The organism is Corynebacterium renale, assembly GCF_002563965.1.
GTDB lineage: Bacteria > Actinomycetota > Actinomycetes > Mycobacteriales > Mycobacteriaceae > Corynebacterium > Corynebacterium renale.
This window is the reverse complement of the sequence record NZ_PDJF01000001.1, coordinates 2,099,464-2,126,134: the sequence shown is the minus strand read 5'-3', so window position 1 is coordinate 2,126,134 and position 26,671 is coordinate 2,099,464. Positions and strand designations below refer to the sequence as shown.

Genomic DNA, 26,671 nt, shown 5'->3' with positions numbered 1-26,671 from the left:
TGATAGCAGGGGTGAAGACAGGAAGGAGGATACGTGGGTCGGAAGAATAGGCGTATCCGAGGACGCGATACTCGCCCGCTCCCGCGTGACGGGGCTACGCTGTACGGGTTGGAAGAGACTGAAGGGCCCTCGTGGACGCACGGGGATATTTACTTGGTACGACGCATCGGGTCAGCGCGGGCAGTGAAGTACTACGTGTGCCCTGGGTGTAACCAACAGATCGTTCCCGGGGTGGCACACGTTGTTGCGTGGCCGAAGTATACGGGGCGTCAAGGTGAAGATCGTAGGCATTGGCACAACCATTGCTGGCAGCGTCGATAAGCAGCAGAGGTGCGGCTTACATTTCGGCAGCGGCCGGTAAAACGTGGCTAAGCTTTAAGGCATGTTGATTGCTTTTTCGGTTGCCCCAGCCACGACAGACACACCAGATGCAGAAATGGCGGATGTTGTGTCCGAGGCGATTCGGGTGGTCCGCGATTCAGGTCTGGATTATGAGACGAACGCAATGTTTACTCTGGTTGAGGGTGAATGGGATGAGGTTATGGCTGTAGTCAAAGAGGCTACGGAGGTCGTGGCTCAGCACTCGCCGCGGGTGTCGCTGGTCCTGAAAGCAGATATTCGGCGTGGCTACACTGGGACGCTGTCGCGCAAGGTGGAAGCAGCCCGTGAACGTATTGGTGATGTGAACTCGGTGAAGGAGTAGACGCTATGGCAGTTGGCGATCAGTTTATTGGTGGAGCGATTGATTTGGGGCAGTTCCAGAAGAAGCCCCAGGCCGGAACTGGTGCGGCACCAGCTAACGGCAGTGGCGTGTCTGCGTGTACCACGGTCACTCGGGACAATTTCGAGACCGCAGTGGCGCGCCGTTCGACCCAGGTGCCCGTCATCGTGGTTGTAGGCTCAGCGCAGGCGCCGGAGTCTAAGACGCTTTGCGACGACCTCACCGGGCTTGCCGAAGCATCAGATTTGGCCTTCGTTGTGGCCTACGTTGATGCCGACACCACACCTGAAATCGCGCAGGTTTTCGGCGTCACGGCGGTGCCTACTGTCATCGTTTTGGTCCAAGGCCAGCCGGTAACGAGCTTCAGCGGTGCGCAGCCCAAGGACGCGTTGCAGCAGTGGACTCACGCTCTGGTTGCTCAGTTGGGTAGCCAATTGCCCGGTATTCCTGCCAGCGAACGTGGCGGAGAGGCTTCACCCCAGGATGATCCGCGTCTACAGTCTGCCGAAGCGGCACTGAATGCGGGGAAGTGGGATGAGGCGATCGCAATCTATGATCAGCTCATTAAGGAAAATCCCCACGAGACGTACTTGAAGCAGGCTCGGGGAAACGTCGGGTTGTTGCAGCGCCTAGCTGAGTACAAGGCGGGTATCGGAGCAGATGACGCCGATCCGGTTACAGCAGCGGAGCAGAATCCATCCGATCTGAATGCGGCACTTGCAGCAGCGGATGCTGAAGTGATTTCCGGTGCCCCAGAACGGGCATTTGAACGTCTTATCGGCTGGGCTACCACGGCCACTGATGCCGACGAAAAGACTGCCGCTAAGGAACGCCTCTTTGAACTGTTTACGCTTTTCGAATCTGACGATTCCCGCGTCTTGGACGCTCGCCGGCGGCTAGCGAGCGCTTTGTTCTAAACGCGGCCTTGCTAAACCCACCCCCGAGCGGAATCTGGGGCACAATGGGCAGTGTGACTGAACGCGATGATTTATTAATTGATTTCCACGACGTATCCCTGCGCCGCGGCGGTAACACGCTGGTTGGGCCGGTGTCCTGGCAGGTGGAGCCTGGTCAGCGGTGGGTCATCATCGGTCCAAATGGTGCTGGTAAGACTTCGCTGATCCGCATAGCTTCGGCTGAGGAATTCCCGTCGGAAGGTACCGCTGCGCTTCTGGGTGAAACCTTGGGCAAGACGGACTTGCGTGATTTGCGGGCTGCAATCGGGATGTCCTCGTCAGCATTGGCGCACCGCATTCCTGATCATGAAAATGTGGGGGATCTGGTCATCTCGGCTGGTTACGCCATTTTGGGGCGGTGGCGTGAAGAATACGATGAGACCGACTTTGACCGTGCTCACGATATTTTGGAGCAGCTTGGTGCGTTGCATCTGCGTGACCGAGAGTGGGGCACTCTTTCTGAGGGTGAGCGCAAACGCGTGATGGTTGCCCGCGCACTCATGATTAATCCTGAATTGCTCATCCTTGACGAACCCACCGCAGGTATGGATCTGGGTGGGCGTGAGGATTTGGTCGCGTACTTGACGGAACTCGCTGCCGATGAGGATGCCCCGGCGATCATCATGATTACCCACCACGTTGAGGAAATCCCCCAAGGTTTCACCCACGTGATGCTTCTCGACGAAGGTGAGATCGTGGCACAAGGCCCAATCGCAGAGGTTATGACCAGCGAGAATTTGTCAAAGACGTTCCACCAGCCGGTGACTTTGGACACTATCGATGGGCGGTTCTTCGCGCGTCGTGCACGTCGTGGTGGGGCGCATCGCGCGTAGCGTGTTCGGGTTAGGCTGTGCTGCTCCGATACCGTGCGCAGGTGCAGAGTAGACTGTGGGCTGTTGCACACGTCGTAGGCAGTAGCGGTCAGGCGGGAGTGTTGTTTGCACCATGACGCAAAGGGTGTATACCGGCCACGGTGGTTCGCGGCTCGCGGCCACCGTCATGCTGGTGCGCGACGGTCGTCTGGGCCTTGAGGTGTGGGTCCAAGAACGAGTGACTTCCATGCCTAATTATCCCGGCGTGACCGTTTTCCCGGGTGGCGGCGTTGACGTGCGTGATTTTCCGATGGAAGAAGGAAAGACGGATGCATCGCTGTGGTCCGGTCTTCCGGTGGAAGACCTAGCAGCGCAGTTGGGGACAACCACATCGCAGGCGCAGGCCCTTGCTTTTGCTGCCGTACGTGAACTTTTTGAAGAAACGGGCACTCTGCTAGCCACGCACTCTAACGGGACGGTGGTGGCGGATGCTTCCCCGTTCCACCCTGAGCGGTTGGCGCTGGAATCGCACCGCTTGTCGTTGACCCATGTGCTCTGGGACAATAATTTGCGTATTAACAGCGATTTGCTCCATCCCTGGGCGCGGTGGGTGGGGGCTAGTGAGTCGGGTAATGAATTTGATAATTTCACGTTCCTCGCTGCTCATCCCACTGGTCAAGAGCCTGATGACGATACCTCTGAGGCGGACTCGGGCGGTTGGTTCCCGCCACAGTTGCTGCTTGAGGGGTGGCGCGCAGGGCTTGTGCGTTTTGTGATTCCCACATGGGCTCAACTGCTGCGGCTTTCGCGGTGCGCGTCGGTGGAGGAGGCACTGGCAGAGGCTGCGAAGTCGGACATGACCCCGGTGGTTGGTGATCCCATCGACGATCCGCAGTACCGAGAGTTTTTCACAGTGAAGCCACACGTCCGCATTTAATGCTTTTCGACGACCACAGATCGGATACCCGTGAGTTTTAGTCCTCCCGAAGTACATTTCCTAGCGGAACACCGCGCCGAGATTGAGCGTTGTGCACAGGCCCTGGAGTTTTCGCCGGCCCACGCGGTCTCGAACGCGGAGGTATTTCGCAAAGAGTTCGGGCAGTGGGGGCGCGCTGCTGCAGAGTGGGCGGAAGTGAATAGAAAAGATAAGTTTCCGGTGTCTGGATGGTTGGCTGATAACGAGTCCACCCAGCAGGCCACCCCGCATGAGGTTGCTGCAGCCCGCGCGGCATTCATCGCGGAGAGTATGCCTAGCGCGGTTGTTCATGATGTGACGTGTTCGGTCGGCAGCGAAGGGTACGCTCTTACTGAGGCCGGGATGGGTTACGTGGGCTCTGATCTTGACTTTTCACGCTTGCTCATGGCGAGCTACAACGTCCCGCACGGTTTATTTGCGCACGCCGATGCGCTAGTCCCGGTCAGTAACGCGGACGTGATTGTCGCTGATCCGGCGCGCAGATCCGGTGGGAAGCGCATTACTAAGCCGGAGAATCTGATCCCACCGTTGCCGGATCTCGTCACGGCTTATGCAGGGTGTCAACTTGCTATTAAATGCGCACCGGGACTGGACTTTTCGTCTTGGGAGGGACCGGTTGTTGTCACGAGCGTGGATGGTGGAGTCAAAGAGGCGTGCCTGTACAGCCGTGGTTTTGGGCCGGAAGGTCGTCGAGAAGCGTGGGTGCTTCGGGGTGAGAACCGGGAGACGGTGACCAACGAGCACCCCGCTGAGGTCGCTGCGGCCGCACCCGGGAAGTTCATCATTGACCCGGATGGGGCAATCGTACGAGCGGGTCTGGTGCAGCACTGGGCCGCCCGCCATGGCCTGTGGATGTTGGACCCGCGTATTGCTTACGTCACTGGCGACTCGTTGCCACCTGGTGTGAGCGGTTTTGAATTCATCGAGCAGGTTCCATTAAAGAAGCTTTCCGCAGCGCTGAAAGGCAAGGACGTGGGCGCGCTGGAAATCCTGATTCGAGGAGTGGATATTAACCCTGACCAGCTGCGCAAGAAATTGAAATTGCGCGGAAGTAACAGTATGGCGGTCGTTATCACGCGCATCGGGCGCGCGGGAGTGGCGCTCGTGTGTGGCCCACGAACTTTTGGGTGAGTAGACTTGGCGGGCGATTGAATCATAAGTATTAGGAAAGGCGAGCGTGCATGCCCACTATTGCAGTGTTGGTAAAAAATGTTCCAGACACGTGGTCGACAAAGTCTCTTGAAGCTGATTACACGCTGGACCGCGACAATGTGGATTCCATCCTCGACGAGGTCAATGAGTTCGCAGTAGAAGCGGCCTTGCAGCTGAAGGACAACCACGAAGGCTACCGGGTCGTAGCAGTAACCATGGGCCCAGCAGGCGCCGACGAGGCGTTGCGCAAAGCCCTCGCTATGGGCGCCGACGATGCCATTCACGTCCAAGACGATGCGCTCGCTGGCTCGGACTTGCTGGGCACTGCCTGGGCGCTGACTAACGCACTGAATACGATTGCGGATCTCCAGTTGATCGTCGCAGGTAATTCGTCGTCCGACGGCCAGATGGGTGCGCTGCCTGGAGTGATTGCCGAGTACCGTCAGGTTCCTGCCCTGACGCAGGTTACCGGGGTAGAGCTCAGTGCCGACGGCACGACCGTTACCGCACACCGCGACGACAATCATGGCCGCTACACCGTCAGCGCATCCGTGCCTGCGATTGTGTCCGTTACGGACCAGGCCGGAAAACCTCGCTTCCCGAACTTTAAGGGCCTCATGGCCGCCAAGAAACACCAGGTGACGGTGTACTCGCTAGCAGATTTGGGAGTGGCACCAGAGCAGGTCGGCGGCAGCCACGCTGCGACGGCTGTTGTTGCAGCCCAACCGCGTGCAGAACGCGCTGCTGGTGAAATGCTGCGCGGTGATGTTGCAGTTGACCGTGCCATTGAATTGATTGCGGAGGTTTAAATGTCTCAGGTATATGTTCTCGCCCCTCAATCTGGTGGCCAGGTGGATCCCGTTGCCGCCGAGCTCATCACGGCAGCCCGCGTCTTTGGTGACGTCACTGCGGTTGTCGTAGGTGAACCGGGCGTTGGCTCTGCGGTCCAGCCGGCGCTTGCCGAAGCCGGTGCGGCGCGCGTTGTCAGTGCAGAAGCTCCTGACTACGCACAACGTCTTCTGCTGCCCGAGGTGGACGCGGTGTCCATCCTCGCTGCACAAAACCCGGCGCCCATTGTGCTGCCTGCAACCCCGGCCGGTAATGAAATCGCCGGACGTCTGGCTGCGCGCGTTGCTTCCGGTGTCCTCTGCGACGTTGTTGCGCTGAACCCGGATCGTACAGCGCGCCAGTCCATCTTCGGGGACACCGTTGAAGTATCGTCCGCGGTTGGTGGCAACAGCCCGATTTACACCGTGCGGCCAGGCGCCGTAGCGGCAAACCCCCAGCAGGCTGCTGGTGCCCTCGATGTGCTGCCGTTACCTGGAGCGTCCGTTAAGGATGTGAAGGTTACAGACTTTGCCCCGGCCGTGCGTGGTTCGCGCCCAGAATTGACGCAGGCCAAGATTGTCGTGTGCGGCGGTCGTGGCTTGGGGTCGAAGGAAGAATTTGAACGCCTGGTCGGTGGCCTTGCGGACGCCCTGGGTGCCGCTGTTGGCGGTACCCGCGACGCCGTGGAACTGGGGTACATCGACGGCCAGTACCAGGTAGGCCAGACGGGTGTGACTATCTCGCCTGACGTGTACATCGGCGTGGGTATTTCGGGTGCGATTCAGCACACCTCTGGGATGCAGACGTCCACCAAGATCATTGCTATCAACGAGGACGAAGACGCTGACATCTTCAAGATTGCCGACCTCGGCATCGTAGGCGATCTCTTCGACATTGTTCCGCAGCTCATCGACCGTCTTCCACAGGAGAACTAAGCACTCAATGGGTCAGTCCACGTACTACTTCGACCATGCCGCAACCGCGCCGATGCGCCAGGTTGCTATCGATACCTGGGTGGAACACGCAGGCGCGCTTAACCCCGGTGGTAACTACGCATCGGGGCGGGCTTCGGCTAGCGTGCTTGACCAGGCGCGCGAGAAAATTGCGGAGCTCATGGGCGCGGACCCAGTGGAGGTTATCTTCACTGCGTCCGGCACAGAGGCTGACAACATTGCAGTGCAAGGGCTCTTTGCAGCTAGTGCGTCCAACCGGGTCGTGACTTCGTCGGTTGAGCACTCCGCAGTGCGCGACACAGTAGGGTACCTGCGTGACAAGCATGGGGCAGAGGTCGCTGAACTGCCGGTTAGTGGAAACGGGCACGTCGAAGACCTTTCCGCCCTCGACGAACCCGCAGCTGTGGCAGCCGTGATGCTGGCCAATAATGAAACTGGCGCAATCCAACCAGTCGAAGAGATCATTGCGCGGGCACACGCAACCGAAACCCCGGTGCATATCGACGCAGTCCAGGCCATCGGCCGCGTGCCCATTCATTTCCACGCACTGGGTGCAACCACCCTGGCATCGAGCGCCCACAAATATGGTGGCCCGCGTGGCATTGGATTTCTGCTCGCTCGCCGCAGCCCAGCCCCAGCTCCCATTCTTTTTGGCGGTGGTCAGGAACGCGGCATACGGCCTGGCACCGCAGATGTGGCGTCCGCAGCAGCAATGGCCGCAGCTCTGGAAGCAGCGCTCGGGGAAGCACACGAGGAAAATAGGCGGCTCCGTGAATTGCGCGACCAGCTGCGTGACCGCATCGTGGATTCGGTCCCCGATGTTCGCGTGAACACTTTCGAGCCCGCACTGCCTGGGCACCTCAACCTGTGTTTCCCGGGAGCGGAGGGCGATAGCCTTCTCATGCTCTTGGACAACGCTAGTTTCGCCGCATCGACGGGGTCTGCGTGTTCGTCGGGTGTGAACCGGGCGAGCCGCGTCCTCTTAGCGATGGGCGTGCCGGAGCACGATGCCCGCGGAACCCTACGCTTTTCCCTGGGGCGCACCACCACCCAAGAGGACGTGGACGCACTTGTCGCGGTTCTGCCGGAAATCGTGCAGAAAGCACGCGCCGCGGGCATGGCGTAACTCCCGGGGCACTTCCGATTAGGAGGATGCTTCGGCCGGAGGCTCGTCGTGAAGCGGGCTTCCACCCGAGGCAAACCTATCTAGCCATCCGCCCGTGTGGTACTGCGCGGGTACAGCCCCACCAAGCAGTTCGCGGGCGAACTCGGGCGCATTGTCTTGGGGAAGTGGCGCATTCGAACCAACCAGCACGATGTTCCCGTAGCGGCGCCCCTTGAGCATGGCCGGATCTGCGATGACGGCCACGTTGGCGAAGACTTCACGCATGCCCGCGATTTCGGCTTTCGCGACGCGCAGGTCGGAGTGGTCGCCACAGTTGGATACGTAGAGGCCGCGTTCGGATAGGGAAGTGGCGCAGAGGCGGAAGAATTCGACTGTGGCCAAATTCTGTGGGGTTTTTGCGTCGGTGAATACATCCCGGATGATGACATCGCGCGACTGTGGCACGAATGTTTCGGTGACCGCGCGGGCCTCACCGACTCGAATCTTCACGCTGGGGCTGCGCGGGATGTCGAAGAGCTCACGCGCCAAGTGTGCCAACGCAGCGTCGAGTTCCACAACCGTGTTGCGCGAGCGCGGGTACACCGCCGCGAGGAAGCGGGCCATCGTGCATCCGGCCCCGCCAAGGTGCGTGACCCGCAGCTTGGCGGAGTCGAGGTGGTTGTCCACGTGATGCTGGATGATGGTGGACATCCAGCGCATGTACTCAAAATCCAGGTAGAGGGGCTGCCCGACCGCAACGTGGGAGCTGGGCACCCCGTTGATGGTCAGTACCCACGCGTCGGCCATGTCCGGGTCGGGGACAAGTTGCGCGATGCCCTGGTCAATCTCGTATGTGTCGTGTGCGCTTCGGTCCATTCTCAAAACCATACCGGGCGCCTATTAAGATGCCTGCCATGACTGTTACGCTGCGTGATGCCACGCTTCTCGACGCCTCCCGGCTCGGAATCGTGAAATACGAATCCTGGATCGCCGCTTTTTCGTCCATCGGAATTGCTGAGCACCTCATTGCTCCTGGCCCAGAGGGGTATGCGGATCAATGGCGTATAGACATCGCAGCAGCGAAACCTGGCGAAATCGTGGTGGCCGAAGAAAACGGTGTGGTGATTGGATACCGCGTTATCGGGACGGGTCGCGGCCACGCCCAACCCGGGGAGCTGGAATTGGAGACCATCTACCTGCACCCGGACTCCTGGGGGAAGTCCGTCGGTTCCTTACTCATGGCTAATGCGATAGAAAATATGCGTGCCCGCGGCGCCACGCGCGCTTTCCTGTGGATGCATCCACTCAACCAGCGTGCGGAAGGATTCTACGAAGCAAAGGGGTGGCGTAAGGACGGCCCGCCGCGCGACGACGTCTATGAGGGTACGCTCATGCAACGCATGATTGTTGACTTATAAACATCTCGTTTTTACACGCCTAAAAACCAAGTGTACGGTATCTGGCATGCGTGTTTTAGCAGCTATGAGCGGAGGGGTTGATTCGGCAGTCGCCGCAGCCCGCGCAGTCGAGGCCGGCCATGAGGTTATAGGGGTTCACCTGGCATTATCCAGGGACCCCCAATCGGTGCGCGAATCTTCCCGAGGCTGCTGTTCCCTAGAGGACTCTGCCGATGCGCGCCGGGTGTGTGACAAGCTGGGCATCCCGTTTTATGTGTGGGATTTCTCTGACCGCTTCAAAGAAGACGTCATCGACGATTTCGTGGATTCCTATGCCCGCGGTGAAACACCGAACCCGTGTCTGCGGTGTAATGAGAAAATCAAGTTTGCGGCACTTTTAGAGCGCGGCATTGCGCTGGGTTTCGACGCCGTCGTCACCGGCCACTATGCCCGCATCGATGACAATGGCTACCTGCGTCGCGCTATTGACCCGCGCAAGGACCAGTCCTACGTTTTGGGCGTGCTGGGGGCACATGAGGTTGCACATTGCATGTTCCCGGTTGGGGATACGGAGAAGCCGCAGATTCGCGAGGAGGCCGCCCGCCACGGGTTTTCGGTAGCGAAGAAGCCGGATAGTTACGACATCTGCTTTATCCCTGACGGGAACACCCAGGCGTTCCTGGGGTCGCACATCGGGATGCGCCCGGGCATGATCGTGGATCAGTCCGGTAAGGAACTGAAGGAACACGACGGAGTCTACGGCTACACAATCGGCCAGCGTAAGGGCTTGGACATCAAGACCCCGACCGCTGACGGTAGCCCCCGCTACGTCACCGGTATCGACGCTGCGACGGGGACTGTGACCGTGGGCAGCCGCGAGGACCTGAAGGTGGGGGTGATCCACGCTGACCGCCTGAAGTACCTGCACCCGGCAATGGATGGCCGCGTGGAAGGACAGGTCCAGGTGCGTGCCCACGGAGGGCTGGTGGATTGTATCGCGGAGATCGACCGGGAGAATGATTCCATGGTCTTGCATCTGCACCAGGAGCTTTCTGGTGTGGCACCGGGGCAGGCTGCTGTCTTGTACTTGCCGGACGCTGATGGCGATATTGTGTTGGGCTCGGGCACGATTTTTAAGACCAGCTAGCCATGGTTGATGTTTTCGTGTGCGGGGCCTTGCCCGGTCCGCACGCCGATGCCATGGAGGTGATGGCGGGTGAACTTGCCACGCCGACTATCCCGACCGGCCCAGATCACGTGGCCGAAACACTAGCCCTGACTGGTTTGAATTTTGACCGTGGCCCGCGGCGTTATGAACTTTCCCCGCACGGACGCACGGTCTCCCGGCACTGGCGCGACGGGTGGGCGTATTACTGGGATCTCCTGGAGGAACAGTGGTCAGGACGCTACGAGGACGTAGCGATCCTCGTGTGCGGCCCGTGGACTCTGGCTGCCCGCGTGGAACTCTCTAATGGACATAGGGTTGTCAGCGACCGCAGCGCAACCCGTGATCTCCACGATGAATGGCACGGCGCCGTCGACGAATTACGGGCGACAGCCAGTACCCGGTTAGGCGCGGGGCTCACAGTGCTTATCGACGAGCCCGACCTGGAATTTCTCTCTGCGGGCGGGTGGGCAGATACGCACGATTTTGACCACGTGGCTCCCATTGATGAAGAGTGGCTCCACTCCGACTACACCGACATGTGGGTACGTACTCCTGCTGCACGGTTCGTTGGGGGACCGCTGGTGGTGCCGTGGGGCAGGCTGCAGGATACTGTGGGGCGTGACCTGCTGGCCGCCCGGCTTGCTCAGGGCGCGCCGACTGCTGTGGAGAACCCGCCGGGGCCGAAAGAACTGGTGCACCTGTGGGAGGACGTAGGCTTTGATCCTGAATTACTAGCCACAGTGCCGTTGGGGGTTTCGTCGGCGTGGCCGGATTCGCTGACCGCTGCCGCCGATATTGCCCAGATGCGAAAGTGCGCGGAAGTTATCCGCGCCGGCGGTCTTGGATAGCGGTCCATACTGTCACGCCTACCGCCGCGAGCATCGCGACGATGAGCACACTGATAGAGAATCCATAGGCTTTCGCACCCTGGTCCGCGCCAACCCCGAGTTGGAGTAAAGCGCCGACAGCTGCCGTTCCCACGACCGCGCCGACTTGACGGGTGGTGTTGTACACTCCGGATCCCGCGCCGGCGAGGTCGCCAGGGAGGTCGCCGAGGGTTGAGCGCGAGTTAGGCGCCCAAATGAATGCGTTGCCAATTCCCAACCCGGCTAGCGCGATGCCGATTGCCCAGAGTGGAGCGTGCGTGACCATTGCCAGCGAGAGGCCGGTGATGGATAAGGTCATCGTCGAAAAGCCAAAAACGGCAAGGAGGGTGGGGCTGGACTTGTCTACAAGCTTTCCTACGAGCGGGGAGAGCAGGAAGGAAATGCCTGCCTGGCAGATCATCATCGCGCCTGCTGCAGACGCGTTGAGGCCGTGGACTTTCTGGAAGTACAGCATGAGTGGCAGGGGGATGGAGGCCACGGTCATGCCCATGGCGAAAATTCCCACATTGCCGGTGGAGAAATGGATGTTGGAGAAAATCCGCAGTGGTACCAAGGGCTCGTCGTGGGTGGTGGCTTGCCTACGGATGAAAATCGCAAACACAGCTAGACCAGCGACAAGAAGCACCCAGATCCACCACGCCCAGTTAAAGACCTCGCCTTGCTGAATACTAAAGACAACGAGGAAAACGGCAATGATGCTCAAGATGATGGAGCCAGGATCCAGACGGCGTGGTAGTGGGGGAAATTCGGGAAGCCACCGTGCGGCGGCAAGGACCACGCAGATGCCGATGGGTACGTTGATCAGAAAGATCCACTGCCAGCCCCAGTATTCGGTAATGAATCCGCCGGCGATGGGACCGGTCATGCCCGCGATGCCGGCCGTGGCACCCCAGATTCCGAGCGCGGAGCCGAGTTTGTCTTTTGGGAAGATGCGGTTGATGATGCTCATTGTTTGTGGGCTGAGCAGTGCTGCACCTAACCCTTGAAGCGCACGCGCTGCGATGAGCCACCCTGAACTTGGGGCGAATGCGCAGGCCACGGAGGCAAGTGTGAATACAGCCATGCCGGTGATGTACACCTTCTTGGGCCCAAATTTATCGCCGAGCCGCCCCGTGACTAGGAGCGGGACAGCGTACGTAAACAGGTATGCGGCGGTAATCCAGACTATGGCGTTATAACTGGCACCTAAATCTGCTTGAAGGTGCGGGGTTGCTACGGCCACGATGGATTGGTCCAGCAGCATCATGAAAAAACCGACGCACAACACTGCCAGTGCGGGCCAGGCTTGGCGCGCGGGCAGGGGGAGCGTCGGTGAAGGGGTGCTCATTGCACCCATTATGCACAGCTTGCGGGTTAGGCGGAAGGGGTGGCCTCGTATCCGGCCTCCTTGATGGCGTCGATCACAGCTGCGTCATCGACGGTGCCTTCGGCGGTCACTTCTACCTTGCCGGTGTTGTGGTCAGCGGTCACGGCGGTAACGCCTGCGATATCGCCTACTTCTTCACGGACTGCTGCCTCGCAGTGGCCACAGGTCATGCCGGTGACATCATACGTTTGGGTAACCATTGAGTGTGCCTTTCTGTGTGCGCTGTTTTACGCCACCACCATATACCCCCTGGGGGTATGTTTCAAGGGTTAGGACTGGATGGGCCAGCTGGTCGAAACGTTCGATCCATCTTTGCCTCGGGACTCCAGATACTTCTTGAAGTCTTCTTGTACTTCGTAATAGCCCACAGCTTGGAACTCCATGAGCTCTTCGCCGGATTGTTCAAGCAGGTCTGGGTACTTGCGCGCCTGCATCCATGCGATGCGGGCGGCGGCAAGTGCGTCGGCGGTGGCTTCGTGGGCGTTATCCAAGCGGACGTTGTAGTGCGCGCAGACGTCGGTGAGTGTGCGCTTTCCCGTCCGGTACCGGTCAAGCACTTTATCGACGACGTATGGGTCAAAAACCGCACCATTGACAGTAAACGTGGGGTCCAGGCTATGCAGGACGGTGAGGTCGTAGTTCGCATTGTATGCGACTACCGCGTAGTCCTCTTCCCACGCCTTGTAGAGCGTCTGGATGGTCTGTGCCAAGACCTCCTCGTGCGGTGCGCCGTGTTCACGTGCGTATTCGGTAGAGATGCCGTGAACTTTCTGGGCGGCCTCGGGGATTTCTACCCCGGGGTCTGCAAGGAGTTCTTCGGGGTGGGCACCGTCGGGGTCGATCCGTACCAACGCAGAGATAACAATCCGCGCTTCGGTGGGTTTTGCTGACGTGGTCTCAAGATCGAATGCCAACATCTTCTTGGGGTTGAAAGGCAACATGGCTACCACCCTAGTAAATGGGGCAGAGACTCATTCGAACATCCGCCTGGCCACGCATGATGTGGCGTAACCGGACGTGCGCCACAGGTTTCACGCCGGGGTCGGGCAGAAACGGATACACTACGGTTCTGTGACTAACCCGCAAGAATCTGCAGCAGAATCTGGAAACGCAGCCACCCCCGAGGTCCGTAAAGAATGGGACACGCTGGCGGAGAAGGTCCGGCACCACCGAGACCTGTACTACAACGCGCAGCCAGTAATTTCGGATGCTGAATTCGATGAGCTTTTCCAGGCCCTTCAACGTCTTGAAGAGCAGTACCCGCAGCTGAAAGTTCCGGAATCTCCGACAGTGGAAGTTGGTGCACCGACTCCGGAATCAAGTGCCTTCGCCGACGTGGAGCACCCGCAGCAGATGTATTCGTTGGATAACGTCTTCTCCCCGGAGGAGATGTCGGATTGGCTTAGGCGGACGCCAGCGGAGACGTACCTGACTGAGCTGAAAATTGATGGCCTGTCCATTGACTTGGTGTACCGAGACGGCCGCTTGGTGCAAGCGGCAACGCGCGGTGATGGGCGCGTGGGCGAAGATATCACCGCGAATGCGCGGGTCATCTCTGATATTCCGCATGAGCTCACTGGAACTGCGGAATACCCCGTACCGCAGCTCGTGGAGATTCGTGGCGAGGTGTTCATCGCGATCGAGGATTTCTCTGACATCAATGCAGAGCGCGTGGAGTCAGGAAAACCCGCCTTCGCCAACCCGCGGAATGCGGCTGCCGGGTCGTTGCGGCAGAAGAATCCAGAAGAGGTCCGCAAGCGGAAGCTGCGCATGATCTGCCACGGTATCGGGGCGCGCGTTGGATTCGAACCCGAATCACAGCACGATGCTTACCTTGCTTTGGCGGCCTGGGGGCTATCCGTTTCCCCGTATACGAAGCAGGTGCACTCGGCGAAAGAGGTCCTCGAAGCCGTGGATTATTGGGCCGACCATCGCCACGATGCGCTCCACGAAATGGATGGGGTCGTGGTCAAAGTGGATTCTTTGGCCGAACAGCAGGAGTTGGGTGCTACCAGCCGCGCACCCAAGTGGGCAATCGCCTACAAGTACCCGCCAGAAGAAGTGACCACAGTCCTGCGTGATATCCACGTCGGTGTTGGGCGGACCGGCCGTGTCACCCCATTTGCTGTCATGGATCCGGTCTTTGTCGCGGGTTCCACGGTCTCCATGGCCACGCTACACAACCAGACAGAGGTTAAACGCAAGGGCGTGCTGATCGGCGACACCGTGGTCCTCCGGAAGGCCGGCGAGATCATCCCCGAGGTCCTCGGCCCCGTCGCTGACCTGCGCGACGGCTCTGAACGGGAATACGTTTTCCCAACCCTGTGCCCGTCGTGTGGCACACGGCTGGCTCCCCAGAAAGAAGATGACGCTGACTGGCGATGCCCCAACCACCAGAGTTGCACGGCACAGCTTGCAGCACGCCTGACCTACCTGGCCGGACGCGGCGCCTTCGACATTGAGGCGCTAGGGGAAAGGGGTGCACAAGACATGGTTTCACGAGGCGTTCTGTCGTCTGAAGCCCAACTTTTCGACCTCACAGAGGAAGACCTGCTGAAGTCATCGGTGTACACAACCAAAGCCGGCAAGGTCAATGCACAGGGCAAGAAGCTGATAGAGAACTTGCAGCAAGCAAAGAAGGCCGATTTATGGCGCGTCCTCGTGGCCTTGTCAATCCGCCACGTAGGCCCAACGGCCGCGCGTTCCCTGGCCACCCGTTTCCGCAGCCTGGATACCATCAAGCAGACTCCTGTCGAGGAACTGGCAGAGACAGACGGCGTCGGTCAGGTCATAGCAGAATCGGTCCGGGACTGGTTTACTGTGGACTGGCATCGCGAGATCGTCGATTCATGGGCCGCTGCAGGCGTCACGATGGAAGACGACGCCTCCGAACTACCGCCACAAATCCTGGAAGGCCTCACCATCGTGGTCACCGGAACGCTGGAGGAATTCAGCCGTGACTCAGCGAAGGAAGCGATTGTTAGTCTTGGCGGCAAGGCAGCGGGTTCGGTCTCCAAGAAAACCAGCTACGTCGTTGCAGGCGCCAATGCAGGATCGAAAGAAACCAAGGCCCGCGACCTCGGAGTGCCCATCCTCGACGAAGCCGGATTTAAAACGCTTCTCGACGACGGCCCCGCCGGACTCGATTCTTAAGAAAGAATCGCGCCACAAACCTGGGCCAAGTTGCCCAGGTGTGAAACCTCACCAGTAATAAAGTCCGGCCCACCCGTGCGGCCCACAACAACTACCAGTGAGGTACCCGCCAGCGGCGCTGCAACAAGCGCAGAGTCCAACAACGTCCACGACTCCGGAACCCACGTGTCCTTCTCCGGCAACAACACGCGCGCCTCAGAAATGTGGATATCCCCCGGGGTTGTACCGTCATCCTCCGGAGCTGCCTGCGACGCCGCAACCCGCGAGATAGGCCCCTCAGTATCCAGGACCAACGCCCAAGAAGACGTCATCGAGCGCGGAAGCACGCCCACGAGTTTCTCCATAGATTTATGGATATCGTGATTAGCCGAAGCGACGTCGGCAAGCATCTCAATCTGCCCGCGCCGATCCACCCGCCCCGAAAACGGGCGAATCGAATCCACCAGGACCCCATCGACCGATTGCGCAGCACTAATCAGCGAATCAGCCATCGCCCCGTGCGGAAGCTCAATAACCAAATCGTCCATGACGGTGCCATCGGAGAAGCGTTCCACAACGTCAACTGATTGGATGTTGCCACGAACATCGCCAATTGCCGCGGTCAGCGACGCCAGCGCGCCGGGGGCGTCGGGAAGCAGTACTCGGATGAGGAAAGACATGACCTACATGATAGCGGTTAGCGTCTCTAAAATATGTGAAGGCCGACACAGATTTCGGGCAGGTGGGCGCGTGAACCGGGAAACTCTGCGTGGACTAGGATGTGAAATCGAATCTATTACAGGACCAACGAACTGCGAAGAAGGAAGTATTCATGTCCGATATTTCGCGTGAAGAAGTCGCTCACCTGGCCAAGCTCGCTCGCTTGAGCTTGCCTGAGGAAGAGCTTGACCAATATGCGCAGCAGATTGACGGAATCGTGGCGACGGTGGCGCAGGTACGCCAGGTCGACACCGAAGGCGTCGAACCCATGAGCCATCCGCACTCTATTGCCACCACCATGCGCGCAGACTCCGCCCGCGATGTGCTGACCCCTGAGCAAGCATTGGACCAGGCTCCGGATGCAGAAGACCAGCGTTTTGTCGTTCCACAGATTTTGGGGGAATAAGCAATGACTGATTACACCGTTCCCGAATCCGGGCTTACTAGCCTGACCGCCGCAGAACTTGCAGGCAAGATTCACGCCCGCGAAGTGTCCTCGCGCGAAGTTACCCAAGCACACCTCGACCGCATTGCGGAGACCAACAGCGAGCTCAACGCTTTCCTCCACGTGGGTGCTGAAGAGGCATTGGCTGCAGCTGACGCCGTCGATAAGGCTTTGGACGCAGGGCAGGCGCCGAGCTCGGCCCTTGCAGGCGTGCCAATCGCGCTGAAGGACGTCTTTACTACTACTGACGCCCCAACGACTGCGGCGTCGAAGATGCTTGAGGGCTACATGAGCCCTTACGACGCAACCCTGACCAAGAAGTTGCGTGCAGCCGGCATCCCGATTCTGGGTAAGACCAACATGGATGAGTTCGCCATGGGGTCTTCCACAGAGAACTCCGCATACGGTCCGTCGAAGAATCCGTATGACATTGAACGCACCCCAGGCGGTTCCGGTGGCGGCACTTCGGCCGCTATCGCCGCTGGCCAGGCGCCGCTGGGTATCGGTACGGACACCGGTGGTTCCATCCGTCAGCCGGCCGCGCTGACCAACACCGTGGGTGTCAAGCCAACGTATGGCACGGTATCCCGCTACGGCTTGATTGCCTGTGCTTCTTCCCTGGACCAGGGTGGTCCTTCGGCACGCACCGTTCTCGATACGGCGCTGCTGCACGAGGTCATTGCCGGGCACGATCCGCTCGATGCAACGAGCGTGAACAAGCCGGTCGCACCAGTCGTCGACGCTGCGCGTGAGGGCAGCCGCGGCGATCTCAAAGGCGTGCGCGTGGGCGTCGTGAAGCAGTTTGATCGTGAAGGATTCCAGCCTGGTGTCCTTGAGCAGTTCCGCGCTGCAGTTGCGCAGCTGGAATCTCAGGGCGCAGAAATCGTTGAGGTAGACTGCCCGCACTTTGAAGATGCGCTCGGCGCGTACTACCTGATTATGCCGTGCGAAGTTTCCTCCAACCTTGCGCGTTTCGACGGCATGCGTTACGGCTTGCGCGTCGGTGACGACGGCTCCCACTCCGCGGATGAGGTCATGGCACTGTCGCGTGCAGCTGGCTTCGGCCCTGAGGTGAAGCGTCGTATCATCCTGGGCACGTACGCCCTGTCTGTGGGCTACTACGACGCCTACTACTTGCAGGCACAGCGCGTTCGTACACTCATCGCCCAGGACTTTGCCAAGGCTTATGAGAAGGTTGACGTTCTGATTTCCCCAACCACGCCTACGACGGCATTTAAGCTGGGAGAAAAGAATGAAGACCCACTGGAGATGTACAACTTCGACCTGTGCACCCTGCCACTGAACCTGGCAGGTCTGTGTGGCATGTCCGTCCCTGCAGGTTTTGCCCCGGACACGGGTCTGCCAACGGGCCTCCAGATCATGGCGCCAGCATTCGCCGATGATCGCCTCTACCGCGTGGGCGCTGCCTACGAGGCAGGCCGCAAGTAGTTTCAGCCTGCTCGGTACTAAAAGCCAGATTCACTGCCACGTGAATCTGGCTTTTGCTTCGCCACATAACTTGTCCGATTAGGCCAAAAAGAGCGGGCCAGTCCCGCCGTGGCAGGGCCAGGACAGACAGTCTAAAGTAGTAATCATGCGTTTAGCGACACTTACTTCTGGCGGCGACTGTCCTGGCCTCAATGCTGTTATCCGAGGAATTGTGCGTACTGCGAGTGCAGAATACGGTTCTACGGTCATTGGCTACGAAGACGGCTGGGTTGGTTTGCTCGAAGACCGCCGAGTACAGCTCTACGATGACGAAAACATGGACAAGATCCTGCTTCGTGGTGGCACCATCTTGGGCACGGGCCGCTTGCATCCTGACGACTTCCGTGCCGGAATTGACAAGGTGAAAGCCAATCTCAAGGACGCCGGTGTTGATGCTCTGATTCCTATCGGAGGCGAAGGAACCCTTAAAGGTGCGAAGTGGCTCGCAGACAACGGTATCCCGGTCGTGGGCGTGCCGAAGACCATCGATAATGACGTCAATGGCACCGACGTTACCTTCGGTTTCGACACCGCAGTCTCTGTGGCTACCGAGGCCATTGACCGGCTGCACACCACCGCTGAATCCCACAACCGCGTGATGATCGTGGAGGTCATGGGCCGCCACGTTGGGTGGATTGCACTGCACGCCGGTATGGCCGGCGGCGCGCACTATACTGTGATTCCCGAGGTTCCGTTCGACATTGCAGATATTTGCAAGTCCATGGAACGCCGTTTCCAAATGGGGGAGAAGTACGGCATCGTGTGCGTGGCCGAAGGTGCCCTTCCGAAGGAAGGCACGATGGAGATGAAGATCGGTGATGTGGACCAGTTTGGCCACCGCACCTTCACGGGCATTGGGCAGCAGATTGGTGATGAAATTCACCGTCGCCTTGGACATGACGTTCGCACGACGGTCTTGGGGCATATTCAGCGCGGCGGCACTCCAACCGCCTACGACCGTGTTCTGGCCACCCGCTATGGTGTGCGTGCGGCGCGTGCTGCACACGAAGGCACTTTTGGCACGACGGTGGCACTCCACGGCGAGGTCGTGGTGAACATCCCTCTCGAGGAAGCCGTGGGCACGCTGAAGCAGGTTCCGGAACACCGCTACCACACTGCACAGGCAATGTTCGGCTAAATGGAGGTTTTTAGCGTCTCCGCCGGGTTTGTCGTTGGCCGTAACCGAGCGGGAAATGTAGAGATTCGGTTTTCCGCGGTGACGGTCATCGGCAAAGATCAATGGTGGTGGACCACCACGCGACACGCTGCGCAAAGGCCATTCAAGTTCCGGCGCGGGCGTCGTCTCAATATGTTGCGCATCGATCAGTGGCGTACAAACCCGAAGCGTAAGAGCGAAGGTTTGGCAATCTGGTCCCTCGTCATGGACATTCTGGATGAGTGGACTGCTAGTTGCGATCAGCTTCGTGCTATGGGTTTGAACGTGCACCAGTTTGTGGGCAACATGCTCTATGACTATTCAATTACGAGCCGCTGGACGGATAGTTCGGAGCCACGTGCGTTGCGCAGCCTGGAGCTTGCCAAACAGTGCCTGCCACGTATGGATCGTGGCTTGCAACCGCTGACCGGGAAAAGGCCCCCACGCAATGCTGCGGGCAAAGTTGTTTTCGATGAGTGGGGTTACCCCGTCGGAGTGACGGGCTTGGAAAAAGAATTTGCTGGCCGCGACGTTGGCGCGGTGGACGCGTCGGTACTTCATGAACCCGGCATGCCTAAGAAAGCGATTTTCGGAGCCGTTATCACGACGAGTGGTGTGTGCAAGGTCCAGCAGTTTCCCAATGCGCGGACCAGTTTCCGGGCAGAGGGCCAAGCACTCCGTTGGGCCTTAGAGACCCTGTTCAGAAGAGGAAAACGCAAGTCAGGCAAACCGCTTTTGCTCTGTGATTCAGCCGATACTGTTTCCAACCTAGCGGTCCCACGACCACTAAGCGGGGTAGCAACCGTCAGGTGGGTCCCGGGACATATCGGGCACCCGCTTAACGAGGCCGCGCACCATTTAGCTTTTGGGGCGAACAGGGCGTACGCCTTGGGGAAAATGCAGGTTTTCCATGACACGGTCAAGCCTCAGATTGTGCGTGAGGCTAAGCGCCAATGGAAGAAATTTCACAATGGCGAGCACGTAACAGCTACGCCGTACCGCAAAATCCTCCTTGCTGCGGGGCTGGTGGAAATTAAAGATTAGTGGCGTTGTAAAATGATGCTCCATTGGTAGCACCACAACCCTGGTGTTCGGTGTGACCAGCACGTATCCGCCACCCTTTGGATAATGTGCTGGCACCGTTTCTATTGGTGTGTAAAGAAATGTGGTGTCATGTCTACGACGACTCAATCTGAAGATAAAAATGCGTACATCGCCTCCCTGGGCTTTCCGGTTTTGGTGATTATCGGCGGAATTATTGGTTACGTGTTCTGGGAGCCGGTGCAGCAGATTTCCTCCTGGACAACGCCACTTTTGGGCATCATCATGTTCGGCATGGGTTTGACGATGAAGGCATCCGACTTTGTGCTCGTCGTCAAGCGTCCTTTGCCAGTGCTGATTGGTGTGATTGCCCAGTACGTCATCATGCCGGCAATCGCGGTGTTTGTTGTGTGGGTCATGCAGTTGCCGCCTGAGATTGCCGCCGGTGTGATCTTGGTGGGCTGTGCGCCGGGTGGTACCTCGTCGAATGTGGTGTCGTACTTGGCGCGTGGTGACGTCGCGCTTTCTGTGACGATGACCTCTGTGTCTACGCTGCTGGCGCCGATTATGACTCCGCTGTTGACGCAGTGGCTGGCGGGCCAGTACATGCCGTTAAATGGGGCAGCTATGGCGTGGTCGATCGTTCAGGTTGTTTTGGTTCCGATTGCAGCCGGCCTGTTGGTCAGCGCACTGCTGCCTAAGCTGGTCGCACGTTTTGTGCCGGCGATGCCGTGGATTTCTGTGGTGGCAATTTCCACGATTGTGGCGATTGTTGTTTCCGGCTCCCGCGATGTCATTTTGACCGCTGGCCTCACCGTGGTGATTGCTGTGATTGTTCACAACGGTTTGGGTTACGGGTTGGGCTGGGCGACTGGCAAGGTCACCGGCCAGCCCCAAGCTTCTCGACGCACGATGGCCGTGGAAATCGGCATGCAGAATTCCGGCCTTGCTGCTTCCTTGGCCACCCAGTACATGTCGCCGCTTGCTGCGCTTCCTGCCGCAGTGTTCTCGGTGTGGCATAACCTGTCGGGCGCGATGCTTGCTGCATTGTGCCGGACGATTGACAAGCGCAACGCAGAGGCCACACAGGTGGAGTCTGCGTAGTTTACAATGGCCGTAATCGGCGTGGCGGGCAGGGAATTTTCCTGCCCGCCACCGGCATTTTTGGTGGGGGTATGTGCAGGTAGGTAGTGCTGCACAATGGTTCAGGGGTATCGGCTAGACTGTGCCCCATGACTGGTGCGATTTATGATGTGATGGATTTCGATGAAGTCCTAGAAAAGTATGACCCAGTGATGGGCCTTGAGGTCCACGTTGAGTTGGCTACAGAATCGAAAATGTTCTCCTCTTCGTCCGCCCATTTTGGTGGCGATCCGAACTCTCACGTGGATCCTACGTGTCTTGGCCTGCCGGGCGCTCTGCCGGTTGTGAATGCACAGGGTGTGGAGTGGGCCATCAAGATTGGCTTGGCTTTGAACTGCAGCATTGCGGAGTCTTCCCGTTTTGCCCGGAAGAATTACTTCTACCCGGATCAGCCGAAGAACTACCAGATTTCGCAGTACGATGAGCCCATTGCGTACGACGGCTACTTGGACGTCCAGCTCGACGATGGCACCGAGTGGCGCGTGGAGATTGAGCGCGCACACATGGAGGAAGACACCGCGAAGCTGACGCACATCGGTGGCGCTGGCGGCCGTATTGCTGGTGCGACGAAGTCACTTGTCGACGTCAACCGTGCCGGCGTTCCGCTCATTGAGATTGTTACGAAGCCGATTGAGGGCGCTGGTGCCCGCGCACCTGAGGTTGCTCGCGCCTACGTTACGGCGCTGCGCGACCTGGTGAAGGCTTTGGGCGTGTCGGATGCGCGCATGGACCAGGGGTCGATGCGTGTGGACTCCAACTTGTCCCTGCGCCCGGTGGGCACCACCGAATTTGGCACCCGCACCGAGACGAAGAACATCAACTCCCTGAAGTCGGTAGAGCAGGCTGTCCGCTTCGAGATGCAGCGTCAGGCTGCAGTGCTTGACGACGGCGGCGTCATCGACCAGGAAACGCGCCACTACCAGGAAGACGGCACGACGAAGAAGGGCCGCCCGAAGGAGACGGCGGAGGATTACCGCTACTTCAACGATCCTGACCTGCCTCCTGTTATCGCTCCGCGCGAGTGGGTCGAGGAAATTCGGGCCACCTTGCCAGAGCTGCCGTGGGTACGTCGCGCACGTATCCAAAAGGAGTGGGATCTGTCTGACGCTGAGATGCGTGACCTAGTCAACGCCGGTGCGCTCGACCTGATTATTGAGACCACTGAGGCAGGTTCCGCGCCGGACGAGGCTCGTGCCTGGTGGGTTTCTTACATCACTGCGAAGGCTAACGAGGCCGGCGTCGACCTCGATGCGGTTGGTATCACCCCGGTTCAGGTCGCGCGCGTGATTGAACTGGTGAAGGAGGGCAAGCTGACCACCAAGCTGGCTCGCCAGGCAGTTGATGGCGTCATCGCCGGCGAAGGCGACGTGGACAAGGTTGTCGCAGACCGTGGCCTAGAGGTCGTCCGCGATGATGGGGCAGTGGAGAAGGCCGTCGACGATGCTTTGGCTGCCAACCCGGATATCGTAGAGAAGTACCGTGCCGGAAACACGAAGGTGACCGGCGCCATCGTAGGTGCTGTGATGAAGGCCACACGCGGTAAGGCTGACCCGCAGCAGGTGAACCAGATTATCGCCAAGAAGCTGGGCTAACACCGCTAAGGGGGCTCGGGGGGATTTCGGGGCTGGGGTGCCAATTGCGTGAAAAAGTCTGCTATCTGGCACCCATTTCCTCTAGTGTGGTTCGGGTACCTGAACAAGCTCAAAAACGTGAGCTGTAACACTTTGAGGAATTTTTATATGGTAAGACGGATTATTTCCATCTCCCTCGCCTTGATTGGTTTGCTGGTTGGCGCTGGCTTTGCCACAGGCCAGGAGACTATTCAGTACTTTATTTCCTTCGGTAGTAACGGCATTTGGGGTGCCATCATCGCCGGCACTGTTATTGGTATCGGCGGCATGGTGATTCTCCAGTTGGGTAGCTACTACATGGCCGATGAACACCAAGAGGTGTACAACTCGATTGCGCACAAGTGGGTATCCCGTTTCATGGATATTGCCACGATGATTACTCTTTTTGCGCTGGGGTTTGTCATGCTCGCAGGCGCGGGTTCCACCTTGGAGCAACAGTTTGGATGGCCAGCCTGGGTCGGATCCACGATTATGTTGATCCTCGTTCTGGCTACGGGCTTCTTGGACATCGACCGCGTATCCAAGGTTATCGGTGCAATCACTCCGTTGATTATCATCGCCGTGATTATTGCGTTCGTCTACGTGATGACCAACCTTCCAGAGGATCTCTCGACGGTCGAGGCGCAGGCTACGGCGCTCGAGCCAGCTATGAGCAACTGGTTCCTTTCCTCTATCAATTACGCAGGTCTTTGCCTGATTCTGGCTGCGTCCATGGTTTTGGTTATCGGTGGTTCCTTCCTGAGTCCGCGCGAAGCCGGCCTTGGCGGCCTTGTCGGCGGTATCTGCTACACGATCTTGCTGCTCATGATGGTCGTGATGATGTACTTCGGCGTGGAGATGATCGCAGATGCTGAAGTCCCGACGTTGAAGATCTTTGACCAAATTGCGCCATGGATGGCGCTCGTCGTGGTCTGGATTATCTATGCGATGATTTACAACACTTGTATCGGCATGTTCTACGCCTTGGGGCGTCGACTAGCGGCCGGTAAGCAGTCGAAGTTCCGTCCTTACTTCTTTGCTGCCACGCTGGTAGGTTTTGCCGTAAGTTTCGTTGGGTTCTCCGACTTGATGGGCATTATGTACCCAATCTTGGGCTACCTGGGTCTGGTATTGATTGCGGTTATGGTCTTCGCGTACTTGAAGGACCGCAAGCTGATTTCCGCGGAAGCAGAACGCCGCGTGCGTATCCGCTCCCTGTTCACGCAGCAGCATCATCCGGATGAAAAGTTCACCCGCAAGGATGAGCGTGAGGTTAAGGAGCTGCTGGCCGAGTCGGTGGCTAACGACTCCAACCTCCGTCAAACGGTGCTCACGGAGGTCGTTGAGGAACTTGTGAATGACGACGAGGTGCCATTGGACGGCGACGTTGAAGAAATTGTGGAAGAAATTCTTGACGAATCTACTGAGGCAACCTTGGCTACAGAGACAGAGGCCAACACCAATGAGGAGGAATCCCCGAAAAACTAAACCGTGCATAATGGGGGCATGACGTATATTCCCGCAGAAGATCGTTATTCCTCCATGCAGTATCGCCGGGTGGGCCATTCTGGCCTGAAACTCCCGGCGATCAGCCTCGGTTTCTGGCACAATTTTGGTGCCGATAAGCCCCTCGAGACGCAGCGTGCCATCATGCACCGAGCGTTTGATCGAGGGGTTACGCATTTCGACTTGGCTAATAACTACGGCCCGCCTCCGGGGGAAGCAGAAAAGAATGTCGGCCGTATCCTCAAAGAAGATTTTGCCGACTACCGCGACGAACTGATCATCTCCTCCAAAGCGGGTTGGCAGATGAACGATTCGCCGTACGGCTTTGGGGGCTCGCGCAAGTATCTCGTAAGTTCGCTCGACGCTTCTTTGCGCCGGCTGGGGCTCGACTACGTGGATATTTTCTATCACCATCGCCCCGATCCGGAGACCCCGCTAGAAGAAACCATGTATGCGCTGCGTGACATCGTGGCCTCTGGCAAGGCGCTTTACGTGGGTATTTCTTCCTATGGCCCTGAGCTCACGGCGCAGGCTGCTGAATTCATGGAAGAAGAAGGATGCCCTTTGCTGATCCACCAGCCTAGTTATTCCATGGTGAACCGCTGGATTGAGCAACCGGATGAGCACGACCAGTCAGTTCTTTCTGTGTGCGCGGAGCAGGGCTTAGGTGTGATTGCGTTTTCGCCGCTTGCGCAAGGGCTGCTCACTGACCGCTACCTGCACGGAATCCCAGAGGATTCCCGAGTGGCGGCCAACAAGTCTTTCAAGAAGGAATTCTTAAGCGACGAGAACCTAGAGATGGTGCGCACTCTCAACGACATCGCGAGCGAACGCGGTCAGACCCTAGCCCAGATGGCTCTGGCGTGGGTTTTGCGTGAGCAAAGTGATGGTGACCTCGATACCACGGTAACGAGTGCGCTGATTGGAGCGTCGTCAGTACAGCAACTCGACGACAACCTCGATGCATTGGGTAATCTAGAGTTCTCTGACGCTGAACGTGACGCCATCAATCAGGCGGCACGTGAGGCAGGAATCAACATTTGGGCTGGGGCTACTCAGTCCAAGCTTTCGGAAGAATCCTAACCGCTTTTCCCGTTATTTGAGATAGGAGTTTGCAAGAACCTTGACTATTAGTTCACGCGTATCGATTCCGAACACAGACCTTTCTGTTTACCCGTTGGTGCTAGGTGCGAACACGTTTGGGTGGACGTCACCTCGTGATGAGTGTTTCCAGGTCATGGACGAATACTGGCAGCACGGCGGAAACTTCATTGACACCGCCGACAGCTACTCTCACTGGGCGCCGGGTAATAAGGGTGGCGAATCTGAACAGCTCATCGGTGAGTGGATCGCCCACCGCGGAAAGCGCAATGTGATTGTGGCGACCAAGTCCGGCGGTCTCGAAGGCGTAAAAGGTCGTTCTCGTAAGGCTACTACGGAGGCTGTCGAAGGGTCTCTGAAGCGTCTGCAGATGGAGTCAATTGACCTCTTCTACTACCATCACGACGACGAATCCGTCAGTATCGATGAACAGGTATCCATCGCCATTGACCTGATTAACGAAGGCAAGATTCGGTACCTGGGCCTATCTAACTACAGCCCAGAGCGCATGCGTGAATTCTTCCAGAAGTCCCGCGGGACCAAGGCTCAGCCGGTCGCGATCCAGCCGCATTACAACCTGCTGCATCGCCGCGATGCCGAGCGTGATTACATGCCGATCGCACACGCACACGAAGCCGCCGTATTCCCGTATTTTGCTCTCGCGGCGGGCGTACTGACCGGCAAGTACTCCAAGCGCTCTGATCTTGAAGGGAAGGCGCGCGAAGGTATGGCAGCTCAGTATCTGGAACCAGGCGCACAGCCTGTCATCCAGGCGGTGCGTGAAGTTGCGCAGAACCGCGGTCTTGAGCCAGCGACGGTTGCGTTGTGCTGGATTCGCGCCCAGGGTGCCGAGGCACCGATTGCTTCGGTGTCCCGTCCCGAGCAGCTTCCGGCGCTCATCGCTTCCGTGGGTTATGACCTCAACCCGCGTGAGCTGGCTTTCTTGAACGAAGCTTCGAATACCTTCGCATAGCAAAAGGGCCGTGTTTAACCACGGCCCTGAGCATA

27 protein-coding genes are annotated in these 26,671 nt (G+C 58.6%); 22 read left to right on the top strand and 5 right to left on the bottom strand.

Going from position 1 to position 26,671, the window contains the following annotated elements:
* The first annotated feature begins 33 nt into the window (after window positions 1–33).
* The 9 genes from ATK06_RS11455 to ATK06_RS09915 all read left to right on the top strand — a co-directional run bounded on the left by ATK06_RS11455 (window position 34) and on the right by ATK06_RS09915 (window position 7,524).
* Complete coding sequence (locus ATK06_RS11455; RefSeq protein ID WP_098389285.1) at window positions 34–321, top strand: hypothetical protein; 288 nt, start codon at window positions 34–36, stop codon at window positions 319–321.
* A 61-nt stretch (window positions 322–382) separates the two neighbouring features.
* Complete coding sequence (locus tag ATK06_RS09950) at window positions 383–703, top strand: MTH1187 family thiamine-binding protein (protein ID WP_048380577.1); 321 nt, start codon at window positions 383–385, stop codon at window positions 701–703.
* 5 nt (window positions 704–708) lie between these two features.
* Window positions 709–1,638: a tetratricopeptide repeat protein gene (locus tag ATK06_RS09945; RefSeq protein WP_098389284.1), complete on the top strand. Its 930-nt coding sequence runs from the start codon at window positions 709–711 to the stop codon at window positions 1,636–1,638.
* A 44-nt stretch (window positions 1,639–1,682) separates the two neighbouring features.
* Window positions 1,683–2,510: an ABC transporter ATP-binding protein gene (locus ATK06_RS09940; RefSeq protein ID WP_098389283.1), complete on the top strand. Its 828-nt coding sequence runs from the start codon at window positions 1,683–1,685 to the stop codon at window positions 2,508–2,510.
* A 112-nt stretch (window positions 2,511–2,622) separates the two neighbouring features.
* Window positions 2,623–3,426, top strand: coding sequence for an NUDIX hydrolase (locus tag ATK06_RS09935; protein ID WP_048380579.1), 804 nt, complete (start codon window positions 2,623–2,625; stop codon window positions 3,424–3,426).
* Between the two features lie 30 nt (window positions 3,427–3,456).
* Window positions 3,457–4,596, top strand: a complete 1,140-nt coding sequence (locus tag ATK06_RS09930; protein ID WP_098389282.1) for a THUMP-like domain-containing protein — start codon at window positions 3,457–3,459, stop codon at window positions 4,594–4,596.
* Between the two features lie 50 nt (window positions 4,597–4,646).
* Window positions 4,647–5,426 carry an electron transfer flavoprotein subunit beta/FixA family protein gene (locus tag ATK06_RS09925; RefSeq protein ID WP_098389281.1) on the top strand — a complete coding sequence of 260 codons (780 nt, stop codon included), beginning with the start codon at window positions 4,647–4,649 and terminating at the stop codon, window positions 5,424–5,426.
* A complete protein-coding gene (locus ATK06_RS09920; protein WP_098389280.1) occupies window positions 5,427–6,380 on the top strand; it encodes an electron transfer flavoprotein subunit alpha/FixB family protein in 954 nt (317 codons plus the stop codon).
* A 7-nt stretch (window positions 6,381–6,387) separates the two neighbouring features.
* Window positions 6,388–7,524, top strand: coding sequence for a cysteine desulfurase family protein (locus ATK06_RS09915; RefSeq protein ID WP_098389279.1), 1,137 nt, complete (start codon window positions 6,388–6,390; stop codon window positions 7,522–7,524).
* Between the two features lie 18 nt (window positions 7,525–7,542).
* Here ATK06_RS09915 and ATK06_RS09910 read toward each other — a convergent pair whose 3' ends face one another.
* On the bottom strand, window positions 7,543–8,379 hold the full coding sequence (locus ATK06_RS09910; protein ID WP_231913496.1) for a spermidine synthase: 837 nt from the start codon (window positions 8,377–8,379) through the stop codon (window positions 7,543–7,545).
* 38 nt (window positions 8,380–8,417) lie between these two features.
* Here ATK06_RS09910 and ATK06_RS09905 point away from each other — a divergent pair, with 38 nt between their 5' ends.
* The 3 genes from ATK06_RS09905 to ATK06_RS09895 are packed head-to-tail and all read left to right on the top strand — an operon-like array spanning window position 8,418 to window position 10,916.
* A complete protein-coding gene (locus tag ATK06_RS09905; RefSeq protein ID WP_053072806.1) occupies window positions 8,418–8,921 on the top strand; it encodes a GNAT family N-acetyltransferase in 504 nt (167 codons plus the stop codon).
* A gap of 46 nt (window positions 8,922–8,967) precedes the next feature.
* Complete coding sequence (gene mnmA / locus ATK06_RS09900) at window positions 8,968–10,047, top strand: tRNA 2-thiouridine(34) synthase MnmA (RefSeq protein ID WP_098389278.1); 1,080 nt, start codon at window positions 8,968–8,970, stop codon at window positions 10,045–10,047.
* A gap of 2 nt (window positions 10,048–10,049) precedes the next feature.
* Window positions 10,050–10,916: a hypothetical protein gene (locus tag ATK06_RS09895; protein WP_098389277.1), complete on the top strand. Its 867-nt coding sequence runs from the start codon at window positions 10,050–10,052 to the stop codon at window positions 10,914–10,916.
* Here ATK06_RS09895 and ATK06_RS09890 read toward each other — a convergent pair.
* The 3 genes from ATK06_RS09890 to ATK06_RS09880 form a co-directional block, all read right to left on the bottom strand.
* Complete coding sequence (locus tag ATK06_RS09890; RefSeq protein ID WP_083986077.1) at window positions 10,891–12,282, bottom strand: DHA2 family efflux MFS transporter permease subunit; 1,392 nt, start codon at window positions 12,280–12,282, stop codon at window positions 10,891–10,893. The genes ATK06_RS09895 and ATK06_RS09890 overlap by 26 nt on opposite strands.
* 26 nt (window positions 12,283–12,308) lie before the next feature.
* On the bottom strand, window positions 12,309–12,521 hold the full coding sequence (locus ATK06_RS09885; RefSeq protein ID WP_048380588.1) for a heavy-metal-associated domain-containing protein: 213 nt from the start codon (window positions 12,519–12,521) through the stop codon (window positions 12,309–12,311).
* A 69-nt stretch (window positions 12,522–12,590) separates the two neighbouring features.
* Window positions 12,591–13,262 carry a 3'-5' exonuclease gene (locus tag ATK06_RS09880; RefSeq protein ID WP_098389276.1) on the bottom strand — a complete coding sequence of 224 codons (672 nt, stop codon included), beginning with the start codon at window positions 13,260–13,262 and terminating at the stop codon, window positions 12,591–12,593.
* 205 nt (window positions 13,263–13,467) lie between these two features.
* On the opposite strand from ATK06_RS09880, the gene ligA reads away from it, so the two are divergent.
* Window positions 13,468–15,474, top strand: a complete 2,007-nt coding sequence (gene ligA / locus ATK06_RS09875; protein WP_408608308.1) for an NAD-dependent DNA ligase LigA — start codon at window positions 13,468–13,470, stop codon at window positions 15,472–15,474.
* On the opposite strand, the gene ATK06_RS09870 is transcribed toward ligA, so the two are convergent.
* Entirely contained in the window at window positions 15,471–16,133 is a 663-nt protein-coding gene (locus ATK06_RS09870; protein ID WP_048380593.1) for an ACT domain-containing protein, read from the bottom strand. The genes ligA and ATK06_RS09870 overlap by 4 nt on opposite strands.
* 152 nt (window positions 16,134–16,285) lie before the next feature.
* Between ATK06_RS09870 and gatC the strand changes: the two genes are divergently transcribed.
* From gatC to ATK06_RS09825, 9 genes are all read left to right on the top strand, one after another.
* Window positions 16,286–16,579, top strand: a complete 294-nt coding sequence (gatC, locus tag ATK06_RS09865) for an Asp-tRNA(Asn)/Glu-tRNA(Gln) amidotransferase subunit GatC (RefSeq protein ID WP_048380595.1) — start codon at window positions 16,286–16,288, stop codon at window positions 16,577–16,579.
* 3 nt (window positions 16,580–16,582) lie between these two features.
* The gene (gene gatA, locus ATK06_RS09860; RefSeq protein WP_098389274.1) at window positions 16,583–18,067 is read left to right on the top strand and encodes an Asp-tRNA(Asn)/Glu-tRNA(Gln) amidotransferase subunit GatA; all 1,485 of its coding nucleotides are present in this window, start codon (window positions 16,583–16,585) and stop codon (window positions 18,065–18,067) included.
* A gap of 145 nt (window positions 18,068–18,212) precedes the next feature.
* Entirely contained in the window at window positions 18,213–19,244 is a 1,032-nt protein-coding gene (locus ATK06_RS09855; protein WP_048380597.1) for a 6-phosphofructokinase, read from the top strand.
* Window positions 19,245–20,306, top strand: a complete 1,062-nt coding sequence (locus ATK06_RS09850) for a ribonuclease H family protein (protein ID WP_048380599.1) — start codon at window positions 19,245–19,247, stop codon at window positions 20,304–20,306.
* Between the two features lie 129 nt (window positions 20,307–20,435).
* Complete coding sequence (locus ATK06_RS09845) at window positions 20,436–21,407, top strand: bile acid:sodium symporter family protein (RefSeq protein ID WP_048380601.1); 972 nt, start codon at window positions 20,436–20,438, stop codon at window positions 21,405–21,407.
* A 128-nt stretch (window positions 21,408–21,535) separates the two neighbouring features.
* Window positions 21,536–23,038: an Asp-tRNA(Asn)/Glu-tRNA(Gln) amidotransferase subunit GatB gene (gene gatB, locus ATK06_RS09840; protein ID WP_048380602.1), complete on the top strand. Its 1,503-nt coding sequence runs from the start codon at window positions 21,536–21,538 to the stop codon at window positions 23,036–23,038.
* Window positions 23,039–23,185: 147 nt separating this feature from the next.
* Window positions 23,186–24,544 (top strand): YkvI family membrane protein, encoded by a 1,359-nt coding sequence (locus ATK06_RS09835; protein ID WP_048379053.1) that lies wholly within the window; start codon window positions 23,186–23,188, stop codon window positions 24,542–24,544.
* 18 nt (window positions 24,545–24,562) lie between these two features.
* Window positions 24,563–25,645: an aldo/keto reductase gene (locus ATK06_RS09830; RefSeq protein WP_143341416.1), complete on the top strand. Its 1,083-nt coding sequence runs from the start codon at window positions 24,563–24,565 to the stop codon at window positions 25,643–25,645.
* Window positions 25,646–25,691: 46 nt separating this feature from the next.
* Window positions 25,692–26,636, top strand: a complete 945-nt coding sequence (locus tag ATK06_RS09825) for an aldo/keto reductase (protein WP_048379593.1) — start codon at window positions 25,692–25,694, stop codon at window positions 26,634–26,636.
* The last annotated feature ends 35 nt before the right edge of the window (window positions 26,637–26,671 follow it).

Excerpts from the sequence above, each read along its gene's own strand:
- ATK06_RS09950 (WP_048380577.1), top strand. The coding sequence starts at position 383 with ATGTTGATTGCTTTTTCGGTTGCCCCAGCCACGACAGACACACCAGAT.
- ATK06_RS09945 (WP_098389284.1), top strand. The coding sequence starts at position 709 with ATGGCAGTTGGCGATCAGTTTATTGGTGGAGCGATTGATTTGGGGCAG.
- ATK06_RS09940 (WP_098389283.1), top strand. The coding sequence starts at position 1,683 with ATGGGCAGTGTGACTGAACGCGATGATTTATTAATTGATTTCCACGAC.
- ATK06_RS09935 (WP_048380579.1), top strand. The coding sequence starts at position 2,623 with ATGACGCAAAGGGTGTATACCGGCCACGGTGGTTCGCGGCTCGCGGCC.
- ATK06_RS09925 (WP_098389281.1), top strand. The coding sequence starts at position 4,647 with ATGCCCACTATTGCAGTGTTGGTAAAAAATGTTCCAGACACGTGGTCG.
- ATK06_RS09920 (WP_098389280.1), top strand. The coding sequence starts at position 5,427 with ATGTCTCAGGTATATGTTCTCGCCCCTCAATCTGGTGGCCAGGTGGAT.
- ATK06_RS09915 (WP_098389279.1), top strand. The coding sequence starts at position 6,388 with ATGGGTCAGTCCACGTACTACTTCGACCATGCCGCAACCGCGCCGATG.
- ATK06_RS09910 (WP_231913496.1), bottom strand. The coding sequence starts at position 8,379 with ATGGACCGAAGCGCACACGACACATACGAGATTGACCAGGGCATCGCG.
- ATK06_RS09905 (WP_053072806.1), top strand. The coding sequence starts at position 8,418 with ATGACTGTTACGCTGCGTGATGCCACGCTTCTCGACGCCTCCCGGCTC.
- mnmA (WP_098389278.1), top strand. The coding sequence starts at position 8,968 with ATGCGTGTTTTAGCAGCTATGAGCGGAGGGGTTGATTCGGCAGTCGCC.
- ATK06_RS09895 (WP_098389277.1), top strand. The coding sequence starts at position 10,050 with ATGGTTGATGTTTTCGTGTGCGGGGCCTTGCCCGGTCCGCACGCCGAT.
- ATK06_RS09890 (WP_083986077.1), bottom strand. The coding sequence starts at position 12,282 with ATGAGCACCCCTTCACCGACGCTCCCCCTGCCCGCGCGCCAAGCCTGG.
- ATK06_RS09885 (WP_048380588.1), bottom strand. The coding sequence starts at position 12,521 with ATGGTTACCCAAACGTATGATGTCACCGGCATGACCTGTGGCCACTGC.
- ATK06_RS09880 (WP_098389276.1), bottom strand. The coding sequence starts at position 13,262 with ATGTTGCCTTTCAACCCCAAGAAGATGTTGGCATTCGATCTTGAGACC.
- ATK06_RS09870 (WP_048380593.1), bottom strand. The coding sequence starts at position 16,133 with ATGTCTTTCCTCATCCGAGTACTGCTTCCCGACGCCCCCGGCGCGCTG.
- gatC (WP_048380595.1), top strand. The coding sequence starts at position 16,286 with ATGTCCGATATTTCGCGTGAAGAAGTCGCTCACCTGGCCAAGCTCGCT.
- gatA (WP_098389274.1), top strand. The coding sequence starts at position 16,583 with ATGACTGATTACACCGTTCCCGAATCCGGGCTTACTAGCCTGACCGCC.
- ATK06_RS09855 (WP_048380597.1), top strand. The coding sequence starts at position 18,213 with ATGCGTTTAGCGACACTTACTTCTGGCGGCGACTGTCCTGGCCTCAAT.
- ATK06_RS09850 (WP_048380599.1), top strand. The coding sequence starts at position 19,245 with ATGGAGGTTTTTAGCGTCTCCGCCGGGTTTGTCGTTGGCCGTAACCGA.
- ATK06_RS09845 (WP_048380601.1), top strand. The coding sequence starts at position 20,436 with ATGTCTACGACGACTCAATCTGAAGATAAAAATGCGTACATCGCCTCC.
- gatB (WP_048380602.1), top strand. The coding sequence starts at position 21,536 with ATGACTGGTGCGATTTATGATGTGATGGATTTCGATGAAGTCCTAGAA.
- ATK06_RS09835 (WP_048379053.1), top strand. The coding sequence starts at position 23,186 with ATGGTAAGACGGATTATTTCCATCTCCCTCGCCTTGATTGGTTTGCTG.
- ATK06_RS09830 (WP_143341416.1), top strand. The coding sequence starts at position 24,563 with ATGACGTATATTCCCGCAGAAGATCGTTATTCCTCCATGCAGTATCGC.